16 protein-coding genes and 1 pseudogene are annotated in these 20,963 nt (G+C 40.1%); 7 read left to right on the top strand and 10 right to left on the bottom strand.

The window, feature by feature from the left end:
- Nucleotides 1–321: 321 nt before the first annotated feature.
- The gene (locus tag ACWQ4X_RS12355; protein ID WP_004691485.1) at nucleotides 322–840 is read left to right on the top strand and encodes a hypothetical protein; all 519 of its coding nucleotides are present in this window, start codon (nucleotides 322–324) and stop codon (nucleotides 838–840) included.
- Nucleotides 841–907: 67 nt separating this feature from the next.
- On the opposite strand, the pseudogene ACWQ4X_RS12360 reads toward ACWQ4X_RS12355, so the two are convergent.
- Together ACWQ4X_RS12360 and ACWQ4X_RS12365 are read right to left on the bottom strand one after the other, a co-directional pair.
- Nucleotides 908–1,532, bottom strand: a pseudogene (locus tag ACWQ4X_RS12360) (HAD family hydrolase).
- 123 nt (nucleotides 1,533–1,655) lie between these two features.
- Entirely contained in the window at nucleotides 1,656–1,922 is a 267-nt protein-coding gene (locus ACWQ4X_RS12365; RefSeq protein ID WP_004691484.1) for a hypothetical protein, read from the bottom strand.
- A gap of 162 nt (nucleotides 1,923–2,084) precedes the next feature.
- Between ACWQ4X_RS12365 and ACWQ4X_RS12370 the strand changes: the two genes are divergently transcribed.
- The gene (locus tag ACWQ4X_RS12370) at nucleotides 2,085–2,315 is read left to right on the top strand and encodes a helix-turn-helix domain-containing protein (protein WP_004691483.1); all 231 of its coding nucleotides are present in this window, start codon (nucleotides 2,085–2,087) and stop codon (nucleotides 2,313–2,315) included.
- Nucleotides 2,316–2,330: 15 nt separating this feature from the next.
- On the opposite strand, the gene ACWQ4X_RS12375 is transcribed toward ACWQ4X_RS12370, so the two are convergent.
- Entirely contained in the window at nucleotides 2,331–3,329 is a 999-nt protein-coding gene (locus ACWQ4X_RS12375; protein ID WP_457903845.1) for an Arc family DNA-binding protein, read from the bottom strand.
- Nucleotides 3,330–3,758: 429 nt separating this feature from the next.
- Between ACWQ4X_RS12375 and ACWQ4X_RS12380 the strand changes: the two genes are divergently transcribed.
- From ACWQ4X_RS12380 to ACWQ4X_RS12395, 4 genes are read left to right on the top strand one after another with little or no spacing between them, the layout of a single operon-like run.
- Entirely contained in the window at nucleotides 3,759–5,186 is a 1,428-nt protein-coding gene (locus ACWQ4X_RS12380; RefSeq protein ID WP_004691481.1) for a tyrosine-type recombinase/integrase, read from the top strand.
- On the top strand, nucleotides 5,183–7,120 hold the full coding sequence (locus tag ACWQ4X_RS12385) for a hypothetical protein (protein WP_457903846.1): 1,938 nt from the start codon (nucleotides 5,183–5,185) through the stop codon (nucleotides 7,118–7,120). Before ACWQ4X_RS12380 ends, ACWQ4X_RS12385 begins: the two co-directional genes overlap by 4 nt.
- Nucleotides 7,117–9,174 carry a hypothetical protein gene (locus tag ACWQ4X_RS12390; protein ID WP_151837703.1) on the top strand — a complete coding sequence of 686 codons (2,058 nt, stop codon included), beginning with the start codon at nucleotides 7,117–7,119 and terminating at the stop codon, nucleotides 9,172–9,174. Before ACWQ4X_RS12385 ends, ACWQ4X_RS12390 begins: the two co-directional genes overlap by 4 nt.
- Nucleotides 9,175–9,177: 3 nt before the next feature.
- On the top strand, nucleotides 9,178–9,537 hold the full coding sequence (locus tag ACWQ4X_RS12395; protein WP_457903847.1) for a hypothetical protein: 360 nt from the start codon (nucleotides 9,178–9,180) through the stop codon (nucleotides 9,535–9,537).
- Between the two features lie 19 nt (nucleotides 9,538–9,556).
- Here ACWQ4X_RS12395 and ACWQ4X_RS12400 read toward each other — a convergent pair whose 3' ends face one another.
- Nucleotides 9,557–10,024: a pilin gene (locus ACWQ4X_RS12400; RefSeq protein ID WP_457903848.1), complete on the bottom strand. Its 468-nt coding sequence runs from the start codon at nucleotides 10,022–10,024 to the stop codon at nucleotides 9,557–9,559.
- A 780-nt stretch (nucleotides 10,025–10,804) separates the two neighbouring features.
- On the opposite strand from ACWQ4X_RS12400, the gene ACWQ4X_RS12405 reads away from it, so the two are divergent.
- Nucleotides 10,805–11,218 (top strand): pilin, encoded by a 414-nt coding sequence (locus tag ACWQ4X_RS12405; RefSeq protein WP_457903849.1) that lies wholly within the window; start codon nucleotides 10,805–10,807, stop codon nucleotides 11,216–11,218.
- A gap of 42 nt (nucleotides 11,219–11,260) precedes the next feature.
- Here ACWQ4X_RS12405 and ACWQ4X_RS12410 read toward each other — a convergent pair whose 3' ends face one another.
- The 6 genes from ACWQ4X_RS12410 to gltB form a co-directional block, all read right to left on the bottom strand.
- On the bottom strand, nucleotides 11,261–11,821 hold the full coding sequence (locus ACWQ4X_RS12410; RefSeq protein ID WP_457903850.1) for a TPM domain-containing protein: 561 nt from the start codon (nucleotides 11,819–11,821) through the stop codon (nucleotides 11,261–11,263).
- Entirely contained in the window at nucleotides 11,815–12,849 is a 1,035-nt protein-coding gene (locus tag ACWQ4X_RS12415; protein WP_457903851.1) for a TPM domain-containing protein, read from the bottom strand. The genes ACWQ4X_RS12410 and ACWQ4X_RS12415 overlap by 7 nt, the downstream gene beginning before the upstream one ends.
- Before the next feature lie 45 nt (nucleotides 12,850–12,894).
- Nucleotides 12,895–13,482 carry a LemA family protein gene (locus ACWQ4X_RS12420; protein ID WP_161932971.1) on the bottom strand — a complete coding sequence of 196 codons (588 nt, stop codon included), beginning with the start codon at nucleotides 13,480–13,482 and terminating at the stop codon, nucleotides 12,895–12,897.
- A gap of 141 nt (nucleotides 13,483–13,623) precedes the next feature.
- Nucleotides 13,624–14,499: a metal-dependent hydrolase gene (locus ACWQ4X_RS12425; protein ID WP_457903852.1), complete on the bottom strand. Its 876-nt coding sequence runs from the start codon at nucleotides 14,497–14,499 to the stop codon at nucleotides 13,624–13,626.
- Nucleotides 14,500–14,684: 185 nt separating this feature from the next.
- Entirely contained in the window at nucleotides 14,685–16,106 is a 1,422-nt protein-coding gene (locus ACWQ4X_RS12430) for an FAD-dependent oxidoreductase (RefSeq protein ID WP_457903853.1), read from the bottom strand.
- Between the two features lie 69 nt (nucleotides 16,107–16,175).
- The gene (gene gltB, locus ACWQ4X_RS12435; RefSeq protein ID WP_457903854.1) at nucleotides 16,176–20,651 is read right to left on the bottom strand and encodes a glutamate synthase large subunit; all 4,476 of its coding nucleotides are present in this window, start codon (nucleotides 20,649–20,651) and stop codon (nucleotides 16,176–16,178) included.
- Nucleotides 20,652–20,963: the final 312 nt, after the last annotated feature.

Here is a 20,963-nt window from a genome sequence, read left to right on the forward strand (position 1 = left end):
CTTTAAATTTGCATAATTAACACTTTTTGTCACTTATTTACAAAACACTGCAATCCATTTTAATTATTTTTTCTTATTCCCAAACAAGGCATTGATTTCACAACCAATAAGTAGCTAATATTGATTGGCACAAATTGTGCTGACTATAAACTAGCTTACAAAGCTAATAATTAAATAAACACAAAACATTTGTGGAGAATGTTATGAACGCTCAAAAAGGTTTTACCCTAATTGATACTCCATAAGTGTCCATATAAAATGAACATTCCATAAGTAAGCTCATATGGACATCATCGAATAAACGACAGACTCGTTCCCGCTATGAAGCAGAAATATTCCTTTGCTCTTCTTTTGTTTCTTCCTACATTGATTCATGCACAAGCGTTAGACTTAGATCAATATTCAGATATTTCATCAATTACGCAAATTGCTTCAAATCAAAAAATTCAAACAGAACTTCAAAAGCTGTTAAAGCATGATTATCAAAAATTTCAATCTCATTTTGAGCATTACTCAGCGCCTTATTTGTTGAAAACAGATGAGGCTTTGTACTATGAAGGTCGGTCTGCATCCAGTTTAGATGCTTCATCAGCGATTATTTTTGAAGATGGTCGATTGTTTGCTGCTATTTATTTTTATGAAACCAAGATACTAAAATACTTTAGTAATGATGCGAGTTGCTCAGAACAGTTACATCCTGCGATTCAAATTTTTGCTCAGCAGCGTGAAATTCAAAATATCGAGTATGTGACAGCTAGAGTAGATATCGCTTTAAAATATAATCTTGGTTTGCCTCCTCAATGCGAGGCTTATATAGAAAAACTAAAGAAAGGAGACTAATTTTAGTGATTGAACTTACATATATTTTTAAAAATAATTTTTTCTCAGTCCTGAGAGCAAATACTTGTCAGCCAATAATATCCACTAAAATATCTGCCAATTTTTGACCATTTTTACGATCTATCAATCTAGCAGACATGCCAAATGCTGTTGTCCCTGTAAAATCAGCCAAGAGCTGTGTCCCCAATAAATAAAACTTCTGAAGTTTGGCAACGTAGTTGGTCAATTAGCGATTGATAGATTTTCGGTCCAGGTTTAATTACACCAACTTCATAACTCCAAGCATAAGTATCAAGGGGAGGTAATAATGAAGAAAAAAATTTTCCATATGGCATAGCTAAATTTTAGCATAATCCCAATTTAATCCCCAATTTTTTTTAATTCTTCCAAAGTAGTTAAGGTATCTTCATATAGTGCAATAGACCGTAATTCTTCATTTAAATCATGTTCAAGTTCTTGCAGAAACTGGTCTGGAATATTTGCTGCTAATAGCTTTACACGTTCTACCAAATTTAAATTGCGGGATATAATAAATTTAGCATCATCAGGTTTTGGTTGTCACCCATTTTCTTTCAGCTATTTCATTAATTTTCTATATGGGAAACGTCTTTCTCCTATTTTATAAGTGTACCAAATACGTCAAAAGCAATGACTGATGGCTCAACATGACCTGTTTCTATAGATGATTCCATATTTTTAAAATCAATTAAATTAAGTTTCACTTTTAGTTGAGATTACCATAAGAGCATTGTCTCATTCTGAAGTAGATTGATGTAAAAAATTAAAGGAGATATTTATATCTCCCTTTGTTTGTTTTATTCACTAAAGTTTGTAAACATGATTTTAGGAAAATTTTTCATGAAGTGGCGACGAACTTGGTTGAAATCGTTAAGATCATGTTGAATTTTCGAAAAATTATTAACCCAAGCTAAAACGGCATCTTGATCATTTAAATTGGGGTTTACATTTAGAAACAAAGCTAAATCAAATGTCCGGTCAATATTAAACTCTTTGATGAGTGCAACGGCAGTCGAACGGACTTCTTCTGAAACAGATAATTTTGGGGAAAAGTAGTTATTCATCGCTAAAACTCCTTTGAAACAATATATAATGATATTTAAGAAGGTTAATTTGCTTCTTTGATATGTAAAATAACCTGTTGCAGGTTGAAATTAGCATAGATAGAACTTTGTATCAAGTTAAAATAACCTGCTATGGGTTGAAATGTTGTTTTGTGAGTTGTTATGATTAGATGTAGATTATCCGCTCTGATGGGCGAACGCAAAATTTTGAAGCTAAGTGATGTGGCGCATGCCACTAGTATTAACCGTAATACCTTGACGAATTTGTATTATGATCGTGCGATTCGAATTGAACTTTCGGTTGCAGATACCTTGTGTAAATATTTTAATTGTAATATGCAGGACTTGTTTGAATATAGTAATGAACCTGAAAAAAGGAATGACATTCAGTAATACGCCATCGCTATTTTAAAGCTGAATAGGATGCTTTAGATGCAATTCAGGATCATTCCAAATCGTCTGAATGTATTTCTCTTTAGCAAAATCTTGAATTATTCTTGCTCTTAATACATCAAAACCATTCCAATAGTCTAAAATTCCGTCAGGAAGTTTATCTGCTAAATCATCAATCCAAGGAATATGATGTAATTTTTCTACAATTGTTAAGGGATGAACTGTTCCAGTCAAAATAAGTTTAAACTGCTCTTCTGGAAGAAGGTGGCTATGTATAGATACATTATGGGTGTAATATCGCAGTAACACTTTGGTCAATAAGCAAAAATATAACAATGATCTATATCCACCATCACCATTTACATTGCTAATATGGTATGGAGGTGAAAAAGTTTCAACTGCATAATTTTCATAGATTTTAAGAATAATTAATTGCCCCGTTTCTGACAGTTCTCGAATAAACTTTATTTCTTTCACCCTTGAGTTATTTAAATATTCATTATTAGGATTTGAACCTAAGAGCAGCTTTATATCTTTTTCTAAATACTCATTCAAACGTGTATGTTGAATATCATATGGAGTCTGTTTACCAAAGAGTAACCAGTTTGGATTTACTGAAGTATGTTGCGCTATTTTTTCCAGTTGTCCAAATGTAGGTTCTAATTCTGCCCTAAACCATGCTTCAGCTTCATCAGCCGTATCTTCACGTATCTCAAAAGCTAATTCAGCAATTGTAAATTCTCTAAAATGATAAATTTTTTTTAATTCGCTTAATACGAAATTTAAACGTTTAGCTACTACTTTTTTCCGTTCTGTAGGAGAGTGTGATCGTAAAAATTTTTCAACGATTTTTGCCGCTTCAACTTGGATATTATCATTCATGACGAATGAATCATAAAGCCGAGAAGTTGCTTCAGCATTGATGGAACGTTGATTGGCTTTCGCAGCATCATCCACTTTATTTTTTAACTCTTCTGGAATTCGAAGGTTAAATTGAATGTCTTTTTTACCCATACATTCCATGAATACTAGAAATTTTAGTACTAGCATTATGCTATAAAAAAAAAATTGACATAAGTGTTAGCATATTGCTATGTTAGCAATATGCTAACAAGTAGTTTATTGCATATGAAACAAACAAATCTTCGCTTACCCACAGATTTAGTTTCTTGGGCCAAACAAACGGCAAAGAAAAGACATCAGTCAATGAATGCTTTTTTTATTACAGAATTGGAACGATTAAGAAAGGAGGAACAGAGTGAATTGACAAAAAAGTAATTATTTTCATTCGGCAAAAAGTATAAAAGCCCATGTCGTAACCATGAGCTTTTATGGATGTCTTCATTGCTGATCAGACATTTGTATTTTGATGAATAGGGACATTTTTGTCAATCCTATCTCAAGATCACTTTTTGCCTGTTTTTAATAAACAGGAGGCTCAAAATGAGCACTAAACTTAAAAATGGTCAGTCACGCTACCAATCAAAAGCCAAAGTTGTGACCATTAAAAAATTTCAGTTATCGACGTTGAGAAAGGCAGCTGATCGTTTAAATGATGCAGCGTTCGAAAAACATGGTGATGCGTATCTCGAATTCCCTGTGATTATCCAGGGAGATGGCAACCCTTCTGAAATTTTTAATCTGTATTTGCTGAAAAAACTTGAGCAAACAATACAGTATGATTTTAAAACATTTGCATCTATTGCTCATCAGCTTGTTGATTTTCAGCGCTTTTTAGAAGATGAGCAGCTGGACTGTTTGAAATTTCATAAACTAAAACAGTTAAATGCGATTTTTAAATATCGTACTCGTCTTATTGAGCAGGCAAATGCAGGTCTAATTTCAGCCAGTTCTGCACGTGGTCGAATTAATGCAGTGGTGAACTTTTATCGATTTCTTGTAACGGAAGACTTAGTTGACCATCAACGTTATGGACTTCCATTTCAGGATGTCTATAAATATATTGCCGTGGATAATGAGTTTGGCGCACGTCGAAAAATGGCAATTAAGTCACATGATCTTGCAATTCATGTTCCTGCTAAAGCCCAAAACTCTGAAGCGATTTTAGATGGTGGTGAATTAAGCCCACTTACTGTTGAAGAGCAAGCTGTTGTATTAAAAGCACTGCAAAAATCATCACTTGAATATCAGTTGATGTTCTATCTTGCATTGTTCACGGGTGCTCGCCTGCAAACAATTTGTACTTTACGAATCAAGTGCTTATTCAACCGAGAGTCTGATAATCATGGCTTTATTCGTCTGCCTGTTGGGGCTGGGACAGGTGTGGACACTAAATTTCAAAAGCCAATGACGCTGCTAATTCCGCATTGGTTGGCGCTAGATCTTAAAATTTATATCAATAGTGAGCAAGCTCAACAGCGTAGACAGAAGTCAAACTATGCTGACTCGGATGAAAATTATGTATTTCTCACCAAGCTTGGTACACCTTTTTATACCAGCAAAGCAGAACAGCAAGAGCTGACCGATAAGATTAAAGCTTCTGACTCATTTGGGGCTAGGCTTAAGCTTTATGAAGGCGAAGCGGTACGCAGCTATTTAAAAGGTGTGTTATTGCCTGAAATTCGCTTGATTGATCCGCAATTTCAAAGTTTTAAATTCCATGATTTACGTGCCAGTTTTGGTATGAACCTGCTTGAAAGTCAGTTACAACACCTGCCCGAAGGGCACTCGGCGATGACAGCTGTCGAATATGTGCAAGCTCGCATGGGTCATCGCAACATCAGCACCACTTTACAATATTTGAATTACAAATCTCGTTTACAGTGGCGTAATAAAATTCAGCATGAGTATGAGTCAAGTTTAATGAAGTATGTGATGTCTTCTGTCAATCCAGTAGGAGATTTTTCATGAGCTTCACACGTACCCCATTGTTTGTCCATATCTCCGATATCAACAAACAAATTAATGAATATGAGCGACTTGTTCTCGTCTGCAAAGATAAAACTGCTTCTTTTGGTTTTAAGACATTAGATATTGGAACTCTGTTTTACCGTAAAAGAGTATCTGACGAGATTTTGTCAGAACAGCAGTTAGCTGCATCATTTGATGAAAAAAGGCGTTATTTTTTACAATGTTTGACCGACTATTTGCTGCAAATGAGCGGATCAGATTTGTCAAAAGGACTTTTTTACTATACTAGTAAAATGTTTCTAGATTGGGTGGATCAGCAAAAGAAAGTTTTTGATTTATCGAATCAAGATAGTGTGATTGATGCGTATCGTCGTTACAGTAAATATTTAGTTGATCGCACTTTGCTTGCGGATACTGAAGAGGAAAGTTTGGCTGCACATACAGCAAAGCAATATCAGCGTAATACAGCCAAATTAATCGCATATGTATTTGACTGTCATGAAATTGATATTGTTAGTCAAGCAATGCAAGTACAGTCCCAGCGTTATGATGTACCTATATTACCGATTGCGGAAGAAGATCATCAAAAAACTTATGCGACTTTGCAGAATGTCTTTCTTGAAATCCATCGTATCGTTGTGCAAGAAGAGAGTTTTCCAGCGCATTTTAAATCGGTTGATGAAGAGAACTTTTATTTTTATTCCGGTTTTCATCATCAAAATGAAAAACAGCATATCCAGTTTGATATACAGAGTTATTTAGTCAAATATCCAGTTATTCCAGCTTTTTCCAAAATGCTAGCTGATTTTGAATTAGAAGAAGATAGTGAGCATCGAAAACGTTTACGTGAGAATCGCAATCAAGCGATTCGTAATCTTGAAAAACGTAATAAAGACAAACGACATACCGAGCGAGAACGACTCGCCTCCTATGGTCTTTGCATTGGCATGTTGTTATTTATTGCACAAACTGGGGCAAATTTAGACACTGCTCAACAGTTAGAACTCGATACGATGGAAATCCTACCAAGTACCCAAGGGCGAAGGTTTTCGGGAACAAAAAGCCGTGCAGGAGGCAAGACAGTATACCCAGAATTTGGGGCGAAATTTGAGCCAGTGTTTAGGAAGATTCTGGAACTTCGTGAATGGTATATTCAAGATGAAGCATGTGATTTCATCTTTCCATTACGCAACGAAATTCAACATTTGGGACCTGTCAGCTACAGCAGATTACAATTAATGAAAAAGCTTTTTCAGCGCATATTCCCACGAATGGTCTGGATTACACCACAACAGTGGCGTAAGCATAAAAGCAGTCAAACTGTTGAGTTTAGCGATGGTGATCTACTGCTTGAAGCTGAAGTAATGGGTCACTCACTCGATACGGCAAGAAATAATTATGCACGTACTTCATTCAAAGATGCAGCCCAGCAAATTTCACAGTTTTTTAATGAGCTGCGAGAAGTTGCGGTCTCAAAAACACGAACACTTGAGAGAATCGCTGTACAAATGTTAGATGAAACTGTTGATGTTCAGACCTTACCTGTCGGTGCATGTATTACAGCAGCTCCACATCCTGAAAAAGCTTTAGGTTTTACCGAACAAGCTCCTAAACCTAACTGTCAGCAATTTGAGCACTGTTTATTTTGCCAACATTATGCAGTTCATGCTGATGACGAAGATGTGCGTAAGCTTTTATCACTGAAAAGTCTGCTCGGCTACGTTAAGCAAAAAGCCACGGACTTAATCAAGTGGGAACAACAGTTCGGCGTTGTACTACATCGTATCGATGAAGTGATCGAAGAGTTATCAAATACTTATGGAAATTTACGTGATCGTATTTTTTTGATTCAGGAAGAAGTTGAAAGTGGTGATTTAGATGCCTATTGGCTCAATCATTTTGAGCTTTTAATCGATTTGGGGTGGGTCGCATGAGTTCATTTAATTCATATTTATACGGTCTTGGTGTTACTGAGCAATTCTTACCTGATGAGTACAACCTACAGAATAATCAGCTGACTGTTGCAAATACTTTTGTATTATCGCGAATGAAAAGCGGTGAAACATTATCAGTTTATTCAGACAATGTGTGGGATCTTTCTCCATATTTACCGAAGTGTCACTGTCGCCTGAATTTTGATAGCTGGCTTGAGAATTCCCGTGAAGATGACTTTCTCTTCTGCCAAATTCGGGCAGAAATGAAAAAAATCAGTTTTGCTTTGCTTTATATAAAATCTGGCAAGTCGATTATTAAAAGTATTGAGAAGCGGCATACTATTTTGCGCCAGTTTGCTGCTATCGCATACCGCAATGGCTGTACATTGCAGCAGTTATTTGGCGATGTTGCTTATATCTCAAAAGTAAATGATGCTTATGTTGGCGTGAGCCATCAAAAAGCACTCCAAATTAAAGCATTTTTAACTGATTGTTTTGCCTTACAACAGCAATATCCATTGCTCATTCCAGCATTTAATACATATCAACCGATTGAGCATTTAGCAAAGTTGGCTGCTCAACTCAAGTTGCAGTCGGGCAAAGTAGGTCCGCAAACTAAGTTGATTCCATCTCGTATTTATATAAGTTTAATTAATGGGTTAGCAGAGAAATTGAATGAGTTTAATCATTATGTACCTGCTTTACATCAGTGGTTTCAGCGCATTCAACAAGAGCCGTTTTTTGCGCGTATGCCACGTGAGTTTAAAGATTATAAAAATGCAGTGAGTTTTGTGGATGCTCGAGATTTGCTTGGCTTAACGGCACTGTTTGAAAATAATCAGATTCAAAAACATGCCAATCTCACCCGTTATATGACGTTGATTCAAGGTATGGCCAAGCTTTGGATTCATCTGTTTACAGGCATGCGGGATAATGAAGTAAATCAGCTGTCTTATGACTGTTACCAAACTGTTCAGAGCAATGAGCACCTAGTGCATGTGTTAATAGGCTATACCTCCAAGTTACATGGTGGCGGTAACAAGTCTACCTATTGGATTAGCTTTGAAGATATCCAGCTTGGGGTACGTGCAGCACAAAGCATAGGTGAAATCTATGCCTTGCTCAATCCGCATTATGATCTGTCTAATCCTGCTGAATACCCATTATTTCCAACCCTGTATTCGCAGAAACATCGGCATAAAAAGAATCAAAATATTGAAAATGAAACGGATTTTATTTCCAATTTTTCAGGTGCTCCGACTAGAACGCAGTCCAACTTTAACCAGTATCTAAACCGCATCTCGGCATCGTTTGGTGATGGATTGAGAATTACTGAAAGTGATTTAGCAGAGCTAGAAGCATTTGATGGTTTTCTTAATTGGCGAGAAGAAAAAGACTGTCAAATTGGTGAGTACTGGAATATCTGTACCCATCAATTTAGACGCTCATTGGCTGTCTATGGCGCTCGTTCAGGCATGATCGGACTTGGTGCCATGTCGGTTCAATATAAACATTTAACCGAAGCCATGACTTTGTATTATCGAGATAATGCGGTGTTTGCTCCAAACATTTTAGCCAGTGATAGCCAGAAAGAATTTATTCAAGAACTAGAATATCAGCGTTTGGTACATTCTTATGAACAATTTGAGGATGGTGTAATTAATAGTGCTAGCCGTTTGCTCGGTGGTGCAGGAAACTATTTGCAGCTGCAAAAAGACCGCGAGCAATTACTCACAGTATTTCCGAATCGTGATGAAACCATCAAGCGTATGAAAAAAGGGGAAATTGCTTGCAAGACTAGCCTGTTTGGTGCTTGTACTAATCCTGATTCTTGCGAAAAAATTTCATTTACTGCGATTACCAGTTGTTTGAATTGTGCCCATGCAATTTTCGATATTGCTAGTGCAGAGAAGATGAATAAAGCGGTTCAACGGCTACAGCGAGTTCGGGATGCGCAAGTGCAAGGTAGTTTGCTATACGGACAAATGGACAGAGACATTGTGGCATTGAATAAGACCATTCAAAAGATTAAAACTGTGAATATTGAGGGTTAAAACATGAGTGTACTCAATGAATATTATGCTGCTTTGGAGCGATTGAAAGCCAACAAACCGACCGTCCTACCAAAAGGTTCTGCCATTAATAATGACACGGTGGCGTTTGAGGCTGGACGTAAGCGGGGTTCGATTAAGAAGAGCCGTTATGCGGCACTGGTGGAGGCGATTGAGCTGGCTGCGATTGACGCAGAGCAAAATGTTCTTTCGCCTGCACAGCAAATTGAAAAAGCTAAAAGTAAGACCAAAGCGGTGAAAAGTGATTATGAGCAATTGAAAGAAGATTATGAAATATTGCTGGAAAAGTGCAATTCGCTGCTGCTAGAAAATTTTGAATTAAAACAAAAAACGCATCTAATTTAGATGCGTTTTGAATAGAATTTTATGATTGACAGCTAGTTGGTAAACGAGCCTTATCAATACCATCTTGAGCAGCGGGAGCACAAATCCATTTTGAAATTTGATTGTTTGCTGTTATTACAGTAGGAGTTAAAGTCATTTTCTTACCTGAATTTGTACCAGCGTTAAAAGTAACAGTGATTACACCACCATCAGTAACAGTTACTCCACCCGCAGTAAAGTATTTACCTGTCAATGCGTCTGCAGCTGCATCAATCGCCCCTGCTGGTTTAGTAGCTGCGGATAAATCATCTGTTGTAGGGGCACGATTATATTCATTTACAAAAACACCAATATCTGTTTGTAAACCTGAAGTTGCTTTAAAGCCTTCGGATGCTTGGGCACGACCAGTGTAGTCAGAGTAAGCAGGAATCGCAATTGCAGCCAAAATACCGATAATAGCGACAACAATCATCAGCTCGATCAATGTAAAGCCTTTTTGAGCATTCATAACATTCTCCACAAATGTTTTGTTAATTTATTTATAAGCTTTGTAAGCTAATTTATAGTTTGCACAAAATGTGCCAAAGTATATTAATCAATTATATGCTTTTAAATCAATACATTGTTTAATAGATTAAAAATCTTAGTGTATACATAAGTAAATTTATGAAATTAAGTGACAAAAAATGTCAGTTTTGTCGGTTTTGCGAGATATGCATATGAAAGTTACTTGCAGCAGGAAAACTAAATTATTAGCAGTTAAGCAGATGTGTGCTTGTTAGTTGAATTGTTTTGCTTATTTGCTTACCAATCCACTTTGAAATTGAAAATTCTGTCCTATGCTGAAAGCTTCATATAATAGGGAATAATAGAGTGAAACGGCTAAAAGACTTCAAAGTAAACGAACGAATACCTCGTCCAGCTGTAAAAGTTTTTCCCATTCAATTTGGTGATGACGAAGCGACTAGGCGTATTCTTCTGCATCATGCAAGACATGTGATTCTTCAGCATAAAGAAGAAATACAGAAGTTGGCTTATAAATGAGGCTGGACTTTTTTATTCTGTTTTTAGCTTGTCAAAATTTTAAAATACTTTACGATCAGTCTGCTTGTACAAAAATTCATCCTATCACACTAAGTAAAAGCTATTTTCTGATATGGACAAATTGGGAAAATTTGTCCTTTTAAAAGCATGTCCATATGGACAAAATGAAGAATGAAGTAAAACAATATAATTCAATGATTTGATGTATGTCCATATAAAGTGACTTATGGAATGGTAGCTATTAATGATCGTTGTCGCTATTATCGGTATTTTAGCAGCAATCGCAATTCCTGCATATCAAACCTACATTGCTAAATCACAAGTTTCAGCTGGGTTAGCTGAAATTACAGCCGTTAAAACAGGATACGAAAACCTCGTCAACGAAGGTACAACTATTACTGCTTTAGGACAACTTGGTTTTGCTGCTACTTCAAGCACTCGTTGTACAGCTTATGGAGCAGAAGCTGTAACTGCTGGTGCAGCAACAAACGCTCTTACTTGTACTTTAGCTGGCTCGCCAGCCATCGCGGGTAAAATTATCTCACTTAGCCGTGCGGCTACAGGAATTTGGACTTGTACCTCTGATGCTGATGCAAAATACCTACCTAAAGGTTGTACAAATGGCTCACCTACCGCTGGTACAATCGTAGCATTGTAATCCTCATTAAATATTAAAAACGCATCTAAGATAGGTGCGTTTTTAATTAAATATTATTGGCGCATTCGGTAATTCATTTTTTTGCTCTATTCCTTGCTCAACATAAAATTGCTGTAACAACTCACCTATTTTTAAAATTGCTTGTATGACCGCCTCAACATATTGTCGTTGGCTAAATTGCTGCACTATGTCCTGGCAAATTACATTCCAAACTTCTTGCTTAATGACCTGATGCAATCCGCGATCAAATATAAGTTCAACCTGCCGTTCACATAAATTTAAGTACAGCAGCACACCACTATTATATTCAGTATCCCAGACACCCAGTTCAGAAAATAACTGCTCGGCACGTTTTCGGGTATTCTGTTTATACGCTTGTAAACAAGGTAAATGCCCTTCTACCACCACCTGAATTTCACCGACATGCCCACATTCAGCTTGCTGTACAGCAGCTGCTATTTTCTGTAGGTCAACAGGTTTGAAATAACGTCGAGTATATTGAAAATAAAAACTATGCTTGAGCCAACGTTTAAAACTCGGTTGGGCATGTTCTTGCACATTCGGTGTTGTGACTATTTGCGTTGAATCTGTTACTGTTACCATGAGCCTGAAGCACCTCCCCCACCAAAACCACCACCACCGCCTCGGTAGCCACCTCCGCCACCAAAACCACCGCCAGAACCGCGCCCCGAACCACCTCCACCAGAAGCAATAATTTGTAAAATCAATTGTGCAAATGATGTAACAAGCAGCAAGAAAATTCCAAAGCCAACTAATAAGCTGGTGAGTAAACCGACTCCACTAACCAAACCAGCCACCACACCTGCTACTCCCGAAGTCGCCGCACTAAGCCGTTTGCCAATCATCATGGAGGCAAAAGTACCAACTACAACAATAATTAAGGCATAGGTCCAAAGTTGAGAACGTGCTTGCTGTTCATGTAATGCCTGTGCTTGTTGTTCTTTTAATTGTTGTGCGGCTTGCTGGGCAATTTCAGGATCTAAATTCAAGATTCGCTCGATTTCACTCAGCCCAGCTTGAATCCCCTGCGCATATTCAGCTTGTTTAAAATATGGCGTGATCTGATTACGAATGATCTGTCCCGCCACAATATCAGGCAATACGCCTTCTAAACCATAACCCGTCAAGATCTGAATTTTACGGTCATTAATCGCGATGACCATCAGCAACCCATTATCTCGTTTTGCCGTGCCCAACTGCCATTGCTCGGCAACCCGCATCGCATAATCAAAAATCGCTTCCTGTCCTGTAGTCGGTACAATAATGACACCAATTTGAGCTTTGCCTAGCTGATGCAATTTGAGAATCTGATCGCTAAGAAACTGTTTGTCCTGAGCTGAAAGAATATTGGCTTGATCAATCACAGGTGCATTCAAGCTGGATAAGCTACGCATTTGCCCATCAGCCAAATCATTCGCAACGTGTACCGAAGAGGATGCCTGTTGTTGAATCTCTGTAGGCACAGCCCCGTTTTTAGCTTGTTGTAGAATCTTACCGATCACAACGGCATCTTCAGTATGACTTTCTGTTTGATTAGTCTCTGCCCAACTCAATGAACATAAAATCAAAGACAAGAAACCACTGAGCAACCATAAAACTGCTTGATGCATCCTGTCTTTCAAACAAGTCATTTGACTATTCTGCTTCAAGATCAATTAAAAGGAGACTTTCGGGGCAGTCTGCGCACTTTGTTCCGCACTAAAGTTTGGTTTAGTATGCATGCCAATCACTTTTGCCGTCATCACCTGCGGGAACTGTCGCACATAGGCATTGTAATCTTGTACTGTGGTGATATAGCGATTTCGCGCTACAGCAATCCGATTCTCAGTGCCTTCAAGCTGAACCTGTAGATCACGAAATTGTTCATTGGCTTTTAAATCGGGATAGTTTTCGGAAACCGCTATCAAACGTGACAACGCACCTGTAAGCTGCCCTTGAGCTTCTTGATATTTCTGGAACAATGCTGGATCTTCCAAGACTTCCTTATCAACTTTTAAACCCGCGACATTGGCTCTGGCCTGAGTCACTTCAGTCAGGACTTGCTCTTCGTGTTTGGCGTAACCCTTCACCACATTGACCAAATTAGGCACCAAATCGGCACGGCGTTGATACTGGTTTTGCACTTCTGACCAAGCTGCGGTGACGGCTTCATCTTTGACTTGCATGGTGTTATAACCACAACCCGTGAGCATCAAACTACTACTCAACAACATGATCAGCGCACTTTTTTTCATCCACTGCATGATTCGATCCTCATTTTATTCTTAGCATGTCATTTTCACTGAATGACAACATTGTAGACTGAATCCATTTTGCTTGTGTTTGATTTGTTTTATTTTAAGCACAAAAAAGTCGGGGAATTCCCGACCCAAACCAGTTCAATCTTATGTAAGCGTGGCATCCGCTTGAAATCCTTGCATTTGATAATCTTCCGCTAATCGTTGTTTCCAGTAATTCACAATCTGACAATAGTCATGTGCAGCTGGATGAAAGTCCCGTTGATAATAACTCCAATATTCAGGTGCCAACTGCACCAACATTTTTAACAATAGACAGATGCCAAAGATATTCCCTTTTACTTTCAGGACACTCCTTTTTCGGTCTTGCCAAAACAGACGTGTCGCAGAATAAAAAGTTAAACTGGCAAATCCTGTGGTCACACTCCGCATTATCATGCGGCGTACAGCATCATCCCCATAGATATGCTGATACACATCAAAAGCCACAGCGCGATGTTCAATTTCCTCTATGGCATGCCAGACCCACAATTTTTGAGCATCTTCATCTAAAGTACTCAACACTTCGGGATGACGTAAAATATAGCCTCCCAATAAAGCAGTGAAATGCTCAAAGGCGCAGGTAATGGCCAACTGAATTTTAGGATGTAGACTTTTGACATGATGATCTTTACGCGCTAACCATGCCTGAAAACGATCCAGCTGATAATCATCACGTCGCCAAGCCTGATTAAATTCCGTGTGTGCTTTGGAATGCATGGCTTCCTGCCCAATAAATGCTGCAATCTGCGCCTGTAAAACTTGATCAGTGACCTGATCCCGCACGTTACGCACACTATGCACAAAAAATTGCTCACCAATCGGAAAAGTTGAAGATAAAGCAGTCAGCAAATGTGACATCACAGGAGAATTGGCAAAATAATGGCGATGAATTGCTTTCGGATTGAACTGCAACTGGCGCACAGTGATACCGTTTGCTTGAGGACGATTTAAGTATGATTTTTCTGTCGTCGGGTTCAGCATGGTGACATCTCAACTTGAGTCAAAATACAAAGTCTCAGTATCTAAATGTCATCGCTATCACTAAATGGCAAAAATGCTTAGTCCATTTGCCAAATGGCTCAACCCGATTATTGGTTAAATCGCCATAAAAAAACCCACCGAAGTGGGTTTTAAAATGCGCTTAATTTGAATGATATCAGGTCAAATTAAACATCGAGATAGTCTAGAATTCCTTCTGCTGCTTGGCGACCTTCCCAGATTGCCGTTACAACCAAGTCAGAACCACGCACCATATCGCCACCTGCAAAAATTTTCGGGTTAGACGTTTGGAATTTATATTGTTGCTTTTCAGCAGCAACAACACGACCAGAACCATCTAAACCAATATTCGCACCCGCAAACCAGTCCGCTGGACTAGGACGGAATCCAAATGCAAGTAAGACTGCATCTGCTGGTAAAATTTCTTCAGACCCCGGCACTGGCTCAGGGCTACGACGACCACGACTATCAGGCTCACCCATTTGTGTCGTTACGAATTTCACACCCGTAACTTTGCCATTTTCACCGACAATTTCAATCGGTTGACGGTTAAATAGGAATTTCACGCCTTCTTCGTAAGCATTTTTCACTTCACGTGCAGAACCCGGCATGTTGCTTTCATCACGACGGTAAGCACACGTCACATCATGCGCGCCTTGACGCAATGAAGTACGGTTACAGTCCATCGCGGTATCACCACCACCGAGCACAACCACTTTTTTACCATCAACACTGATGTATTCGCTTGGATCTTTTTCCCAACCTTGGCAACGATTGACGTTGGCAATCAAGAAGTCTAGGGCATCATACACGCCATTTAGATCTTCACCAGGGAAACCACCTTTCATGTAAGTGTAAGTCCCCATGCCCATGAACACTGCATCATAGTCGGCAAGTAACTGCTCAATGGTAATGTCCGTACCAATTTCGGTATTTAAACGGAATTCAACGCCCATCCCCGTGAAAATTTCACGACGACGTTTCATCACGTCTTTTTCCATCTTGAATTCAGGAATACCAAATGTGAGTAATCCACCAATTTCAGGACGCTTATCAAAGACCACTGGTTTTACCCCGTTACGCACCAGAATATCCGCACAGCCTAGACCCGCAGGACCCGCACCAATAATCGCAACTTTCTTGTCCGTCCATTTCACATGTGACATGTCTGGACGCCAGCCCAGTGCAAAAGCAGTATCGTTAATATACTTTTCAGCATTACCGATAGTGACTGCACCAAAACCATCATTCAGGGTACACGCCCCTTCACACAGACGGTCTTGTGGACAAACACGACCACACACTTCAGGCAAAGTATTGGTTTGGTGACAAAGTTCAGCCGCTTGGAAAATACGACCTTCCGCAATCAGTTTTAACCAGTTTGGAATGTAGTTGTGTACTGGGCATTTCCATTCACAATACGGGTTACCACAACCTAAACAGCGGTGGGTCTGATTCGCAGCCACTTCCGCAGTAAACGGTTTATAAATTTCCACAAACTCTGCTTTGCGGACAGTAATATCTTTTTTCTCTGGATCTTGCCGTGCGACATCCAGGAATTGAAAGTCATTATTTAGGCGCTCTGCCATGTCTCTCTCCGTGGGTAGGTGCAGTCTTTTTTATCTGCTGCACCTGCCTATATATCTGCAGTAGTGGAATTATTGTGGATCAGCTTTGGTCGTTTTCAAAAGCGTAAGCAAGTTAGCAGCTTTTGGTTTTACAAGCCAGAATTTACGGCTGTAAAAATCGAACTCGTTGCGGATCTTATACGCCCAAGCACTACCCGTTTCAGCAATATGCTCATCTAGAATACGTAACAAGAATTCTTGATGCTCTTCCATCGATTCTGTTGAGATACGGTTCAACTCAATTAACTCGTGGTTGTAGTAATCGACAAAGTCATTATCCAAGTCGAGTACATAAGCAAAACCACCCGTCATACCTGCACCGAAGTTGTGACCCACTTTACCGAGTACAGTCACCACACCACCAGTCATGTATTCACAGCAGTGATCGCCCGCGCCTTCAATGACCGCGAAAGCACCTGAGTTACGTACCGCAAAACGCTCACCTGCAGTCCCCGCAGCAAACACCTTACCGCCTGTTGCACCATATAAACAGGTGTTACCGATAATCGCAGTTTCTTGTGTTTGGAATGGTGAACCTTTTGGTGGGAAGATCGACACACGACCACCAGCCATGCCTTTACCGACATAGTCGTTCGCATCACCTTCAAGTTTGATGTGCAAACCACCTGCGTTCCATACACCTAAAGACTGACCAGCAGTACCTTTCAGGTTCATCACTACAGGATGCGCTTCCATATCTAAATTGCCGTAACGACGTGCAATTTCACCCGAGATACGTGCACCGATTGAACGGTCACAGTTACCCACTGTGAAGCTATATTCACCGCCAGTACCTGCTTCAATCGCTGGCAACATTTCAGCAACCATCTGCTCAGCCAACAAGCCTTTGTCAAATGGCGCATTCCCTTCAACTTGGCAATATTGAGCCTTACCTTGAGCCGCAGGATGTGATTCAAGCAATGCACTAAGGTCTAGGTGAGCATGCTTTTCAGTTTCACCCGGTAATACTTCGAGTAAATCGGTACGACCAATCAAATCTTTCAGGCTTGCAACACCTAATGCCGCCAACCATTCACGTGTTTCTTCCGCAATAAAGTGGAAGAAGTTGATCAACATTTCAGGTTCACCAATGTAGTGTTCCTGACGTAAATGATCTTGCTGAGTCGCAACACCGGTTGCACAGTTGTTCAAGTGGCAGATACGTAGGTATTTACAACCTAAAGCAATCATTGGGGTTGAACCAAAGCCAAAGCTTTCTGCACCCAAAATTGCCGCTTTAACCACATCTAAACCAGTTTTTAAACCACCATCAGTTTGTACGCGAACTTTACCACGCAAGTCATTCACACGAAGGGCTTGATGCGCTTCAGAAAGACCCAATTCCCATGGTGAACCAGCATGGTGAATCGAAGAAAGTGGTGATGCGGCTGTACCACCGTCATAACCTGAAATGGTAATAAAGTCAGCATAGGCTTTCGCTACACCTGCTGCGATTGTTCCCACACCTGGCTCAGAAACCAGTTTCACCGAAACCATCGCTTTTGGATTGACTTGTTTTAAGTCAAAGATCAATTGCGATAAATCTTCAATTGAATAAATATCGTGGTGCGGAGGTGGAGAAATCAGTGTTACCCCAGGTACTGAGTAACGTAAACGCGCAATTAAGCCATTCACTTTACCACCTGGTAACTGACCGCCCTCACCTGGTTTTGCCCCTTGCGCCACTTTAATCTGCAACACTTCTGCAGAAGTTAAGTATGCCGGTGTTACACCAAAACGACCTGATGCAATCTGTTTGATTTTCGAGTTACGAATCGTACCGTAACGCGCAGGATCTTCACCGCCCTCACCCGAGTTCGAACGACCACCAATGGTGTTCATCGCAATTGCAATGGCTTCATGCGCTTCAGGAGACAAGGCACCCAGAGACATCCCCGCTGAGTCAAAGCGCGGCAAGATTGCTTCAACTGATTCAACTTCTTCCAATGCAATTGAATTGTCTGTTTTTAACTTGAACAAGTCACGAATGGTCGCGATAGGGCGATGATTCACAAGTTCTGCATATTCTTTAAAGTCTGCATAGTTGCCTGAACGTACAGCCTTGTGTAAAGCATTGATCACGTCAGGGTTAAATGCATGGTATTCCTTGTCGAATACAAATTTCAGCAAACCACCTTGATCGATTGGCTTACGTGATTTCCACGCAGTATCTGCCAATTTTTTCTGATCATTTTCAAGGTCAACAAAGGTTGCCCCTTTAATACGGCTAGGTACGCCACTAAAGCATTTGCCCACCACTTCTTCAGACAGCCCCACGGCTTCAAACAACTGACCGCCACGGTAAGAAGCAACCGTTGAAATTCCCATCTTAGACAGAACTTTCAACAAACCTTTATCAATCCCTTTACGGAAATTTGCTTGCGCATGAATTGGATCACCCAATAACTCGCCTTTTACAATCAAGTCATTGATTACATCGTAGGCTAAATATGGATAAATTGCGGTTGCACCAAAACCTAAAATCACTGCAAATTGATGTGGGTCACGAGCAAAACCTGTTTCCACAATAATGTTGGCATCAGTACGTAAACCAACATTAATCAAGTGGTGATGTACTGCACCTGTTGCCATTACAGCATTGGCAGGTAAATAGCCTTCACGGATTTTTTTGTCCGAAAGCAATAATAAAGTTTTGCCATCACGAATCGCTTGTGCAGATTCTTCGCAGATACGCGTGATTGCTGCCGCTAAACCTTCACTCTCAGCGTAGTTCAAATCGATATCTGCAATTTCATAACCCTTACGACCTAAAGTACGGATTTGATGCATTTTCGAGTTTGACAGTACAGGACTTGAGACAATTAAACGATCTGCATGTTCTGGACCTTGTTCAAATACGTTTTGCTCACGACCAAAGCATGTTTCCAATGACATCACAATCGATTCACGTAATGGATCGATTGGCGGATTTGTTACTTGCGCAAACTGTTGACGGAAGTAATCTGATACATGACGGACTTGACGCGACAACACGGCCATTGGCGTGTCATCACCCATCGAACCTACCGCTTCCTGACCACTTTCTGCGATTGGACGTAGTAATTGGTCACGCTCTTCAAAGGTCACCATAAACATTTTTTGCGCTGCTTTCAGGTCATCACCTTTTAAACCTTGCTCGCACAAATATTCTTCAAGTTCTGGGCTGCCTTGCAGGCGAATTGAATTTTCACGTAACCATTCACGATATGGACGCATTTTCTTCAAATGGTTGCTGACATCTTTGGTATCTAGCAATTTACCGGTGAAAGTATCTACTACTAAAATCTGACCAGGACCAACTCGACCTTTAGAAATCACATCTTCAGGTTGATAATCCCAAACACCAATTTCAGATGCTAAAGTGATATAACCATTTTTCGTGATCACCCAACGCGCTGGACGTAAACCATTACGGTCTAACATACAGATTGCATGACGACCATCCTGAATTACCAGACCTGCTGGACCATCCCAAGCTTCCATATGCTTCGAGTTAAACTCATAGAATGCACGTAAGTCAGCATCCAATGTTTCAACGTTTTGCCACGCTGGTGGAACCAGCATACGCAGTGCACGGAACAGATCCATACCACCGCCCACAAGGATTTCAAGCATGTTATCCAAGCTTGAAGAGTCAGAACCGGTACGGTTTACGATTGGCTTAAGCTCAGTTAAGCCTGGCAATAATGGGTTTGCGAATTTTGGTGTACGTGCCATTGCCCAGTTACGGTTTGCGGTAATGGTATTGATCTCACCATTGTGTGCAAGGTAACGGAATGGCTGAGCCAACGGCCAACGCGGTAAAGTATTGGTTGAGAAGCGTTGATGGAACACCACAATATGTGATGCCAAACGTTCATCAGCAAGGTCTGTATAGAAGTCTGCAATCGCAGCAGGCATCATCAAGCCTTTATAGCTGATAACAGTTGAGCACAGTGTTGTGACATAGAATGACGGATCATTGCTAAGTTGCTGCTCTGCACGACGACGTGCCAAGAATAACTTACGGTTAAATTCAACCTCAGTAACTCCCATAGGGCAGTTCACAATAATCTGTTCAAAGGCAGGCAAAGATTGCATCGCAATTTCACCGAGTGCTGCATTATTCGTTGGCACTACACGCCAAGCCAAAACACGCAGACCTTCTTCTTCAATTTCTTTGCTCAGAATTTGTTTTGAGTGTGCCGCGATTGCTGGGTCCAAATTCAGAAAAATGGTACCTACCGCAAAAATTTCACTCAGGGTAATATCGCTCAGCTTTTTCGCTTCTTCTCGGAAAAACTGTTTTGGCATTGCCAACAATAAACCACATCCATCCCCTGTCTTACCATCGGCGGCGATACCACCACGGTGGGTCATACAGCTCAAGCTATGAATAGCGGTCTTGACCAGATCATGACTCTCGTCCCCTTGCATGTGTGCAATAAGGCCGAAACCACAGTTATCTTTAAACTCATCCGGTTGGTATAAACCTTGAGCGGGAGCTACAGTATTAGGCGATGGCATGTGCATAGCGTACCCTTCTTTCTACTTGGCCCTGAAACGGGCGCTGACTATCGAACTTCTTTGCGACTTAGTCTAACTTTCTCACACTAAGATCAATTTAATGCAATGATCTTGCACTCTCATGTCAAAGATAGACTGAATTTGTCTTTTGTACATGACCGAAATGCAAGAAACTATTGCGACTTTTGCGCACTCTTTTAAAGCAGGCAATCTTGATGTTTTCGCACACTCTTTGAATCTTTTCGCGCCAAAATAGTGACATCAACTCAAATCATGCACCATTTAAGCAAAAAATATGCCAATTTTATGATC

The organism is Acinetobacter sp. NigerLNRRAM0016, assembly GCF_054112845.1.

Bases quoted from the DNA above. Each gene is read 5' to 3' on its own strand.
- ACWQ4X_RS12395 (WP_457903847.1), top strand. From the start codon at position 9,178: ATGAGTGTACTCAATGAATATTATGCTGCTTTGGAGCGATTGAAAGCC.
- ACWQ4X_RS12375 (WP_457903845.1), bottom strand. From the start codon at position 3,329: ATGGGTAAAAAAGACATTCAATTTAACCTTCGAATTCCAGAAGAGTTA.
- ACWQ4X_RS12380 (WP_004691481.1), top strand. From the start codon at position 3,759: ATGAGCACTAAACTTAAAAATGGTCAGTCACGCTACCAATCAAAAGCC.
- ACWQ4X_RS12370 (WP_004691483.1), top strand. From the start codon at position 2,085: ATGATTAGATGTAGATTATCCGCTCTGATGGGCGAACGCAAAATTTTG.
- ACWQ4X_RS12385 (WP_457903846.1), top strand. From the start codon at position 5,183: ATGAGCTTCACACGTACCCCATTGTTTGTCCATATCTCCGATATCAAC.
- ACWQ4X_RS12355 (WP_004691485.1), top strand. From the start codon at position 322: ATGAAGCAGAAATATTCCTTTGCTCTTCTTTTGTTTCTTCCTACATTG.
- ACWQ4X_RS12425 (WP_457903852.1), bottom strand. From the start codon at position 14,499: ATGCTGAACCCGACGACAGAAAAATCATACTTAAATCGTCCTCAAGCA.
- ACWQ4X_RS12365 (WP_004691484.1), bottom strand. From the start codon at position 1,922: ATGAATAACTACTTTTCCCCAAAATTATCTGTTTCAGAAGAAGTCCGT.
- gltB (WP_457903854.1), bottom strand. From the start codon at position 20,651: ATGCCATCGCCTAATACTGTAGCTCCCGCTCAAGGTTTATACCAACCG.
- ACWQ4X_RS12390 (WP_151837703.1), top strand. From the start codon at position 7,117: ATGAGTTCATTTAATTCATATTTATACGGTCTTGGTGTTACTGAGCAA.
- ACWQ4X_RS12405 (WP_457903849.1), top strand. From the start codon at position 10,805: ATGATCGTTGTCGCTATTATCGGTATTTTAGCAGCAATCGCAATTCCT.
- ACWQ4X_RS12430 (WP_457903853.1), bottom strand. From the start codon at position 16,106: ATGGCAGAGCGCCTAAATAATGACTTTCAATTCCTGGATGTCGCACGG.
- ACWQ4X_RS12415 (WP_457903851.1), bottom strand. From the start codon at position 12,849: ATGCATCAAGCAGTTTTATGGTTGCTCAGTGGTTTCTTGTCTTTGATT.
- ACWQ4X_RS12420 (WP_161932971.1), bottom strand. From the start codon at position 13,482: ATGCAGTGGATGAAAAAAAGTGCGCTGATCATGTTGTTGAGTAGTAGT.
- ACWQ4X_RS12410 (WP_457903850.1), bottom strand. From the start codon at position 11,821: ATGGTAACAGTAACAGATTCAACGCAAATAGTCACAACACCGAATGTG.
- ACWQ4X_RS12400 (WP_457903848.1), bottom strand. From the start codon at position 10,024: ATGAATGCTCAAAAAGGCTTTACATTGATCGAGCTGATGATTGTTGTC.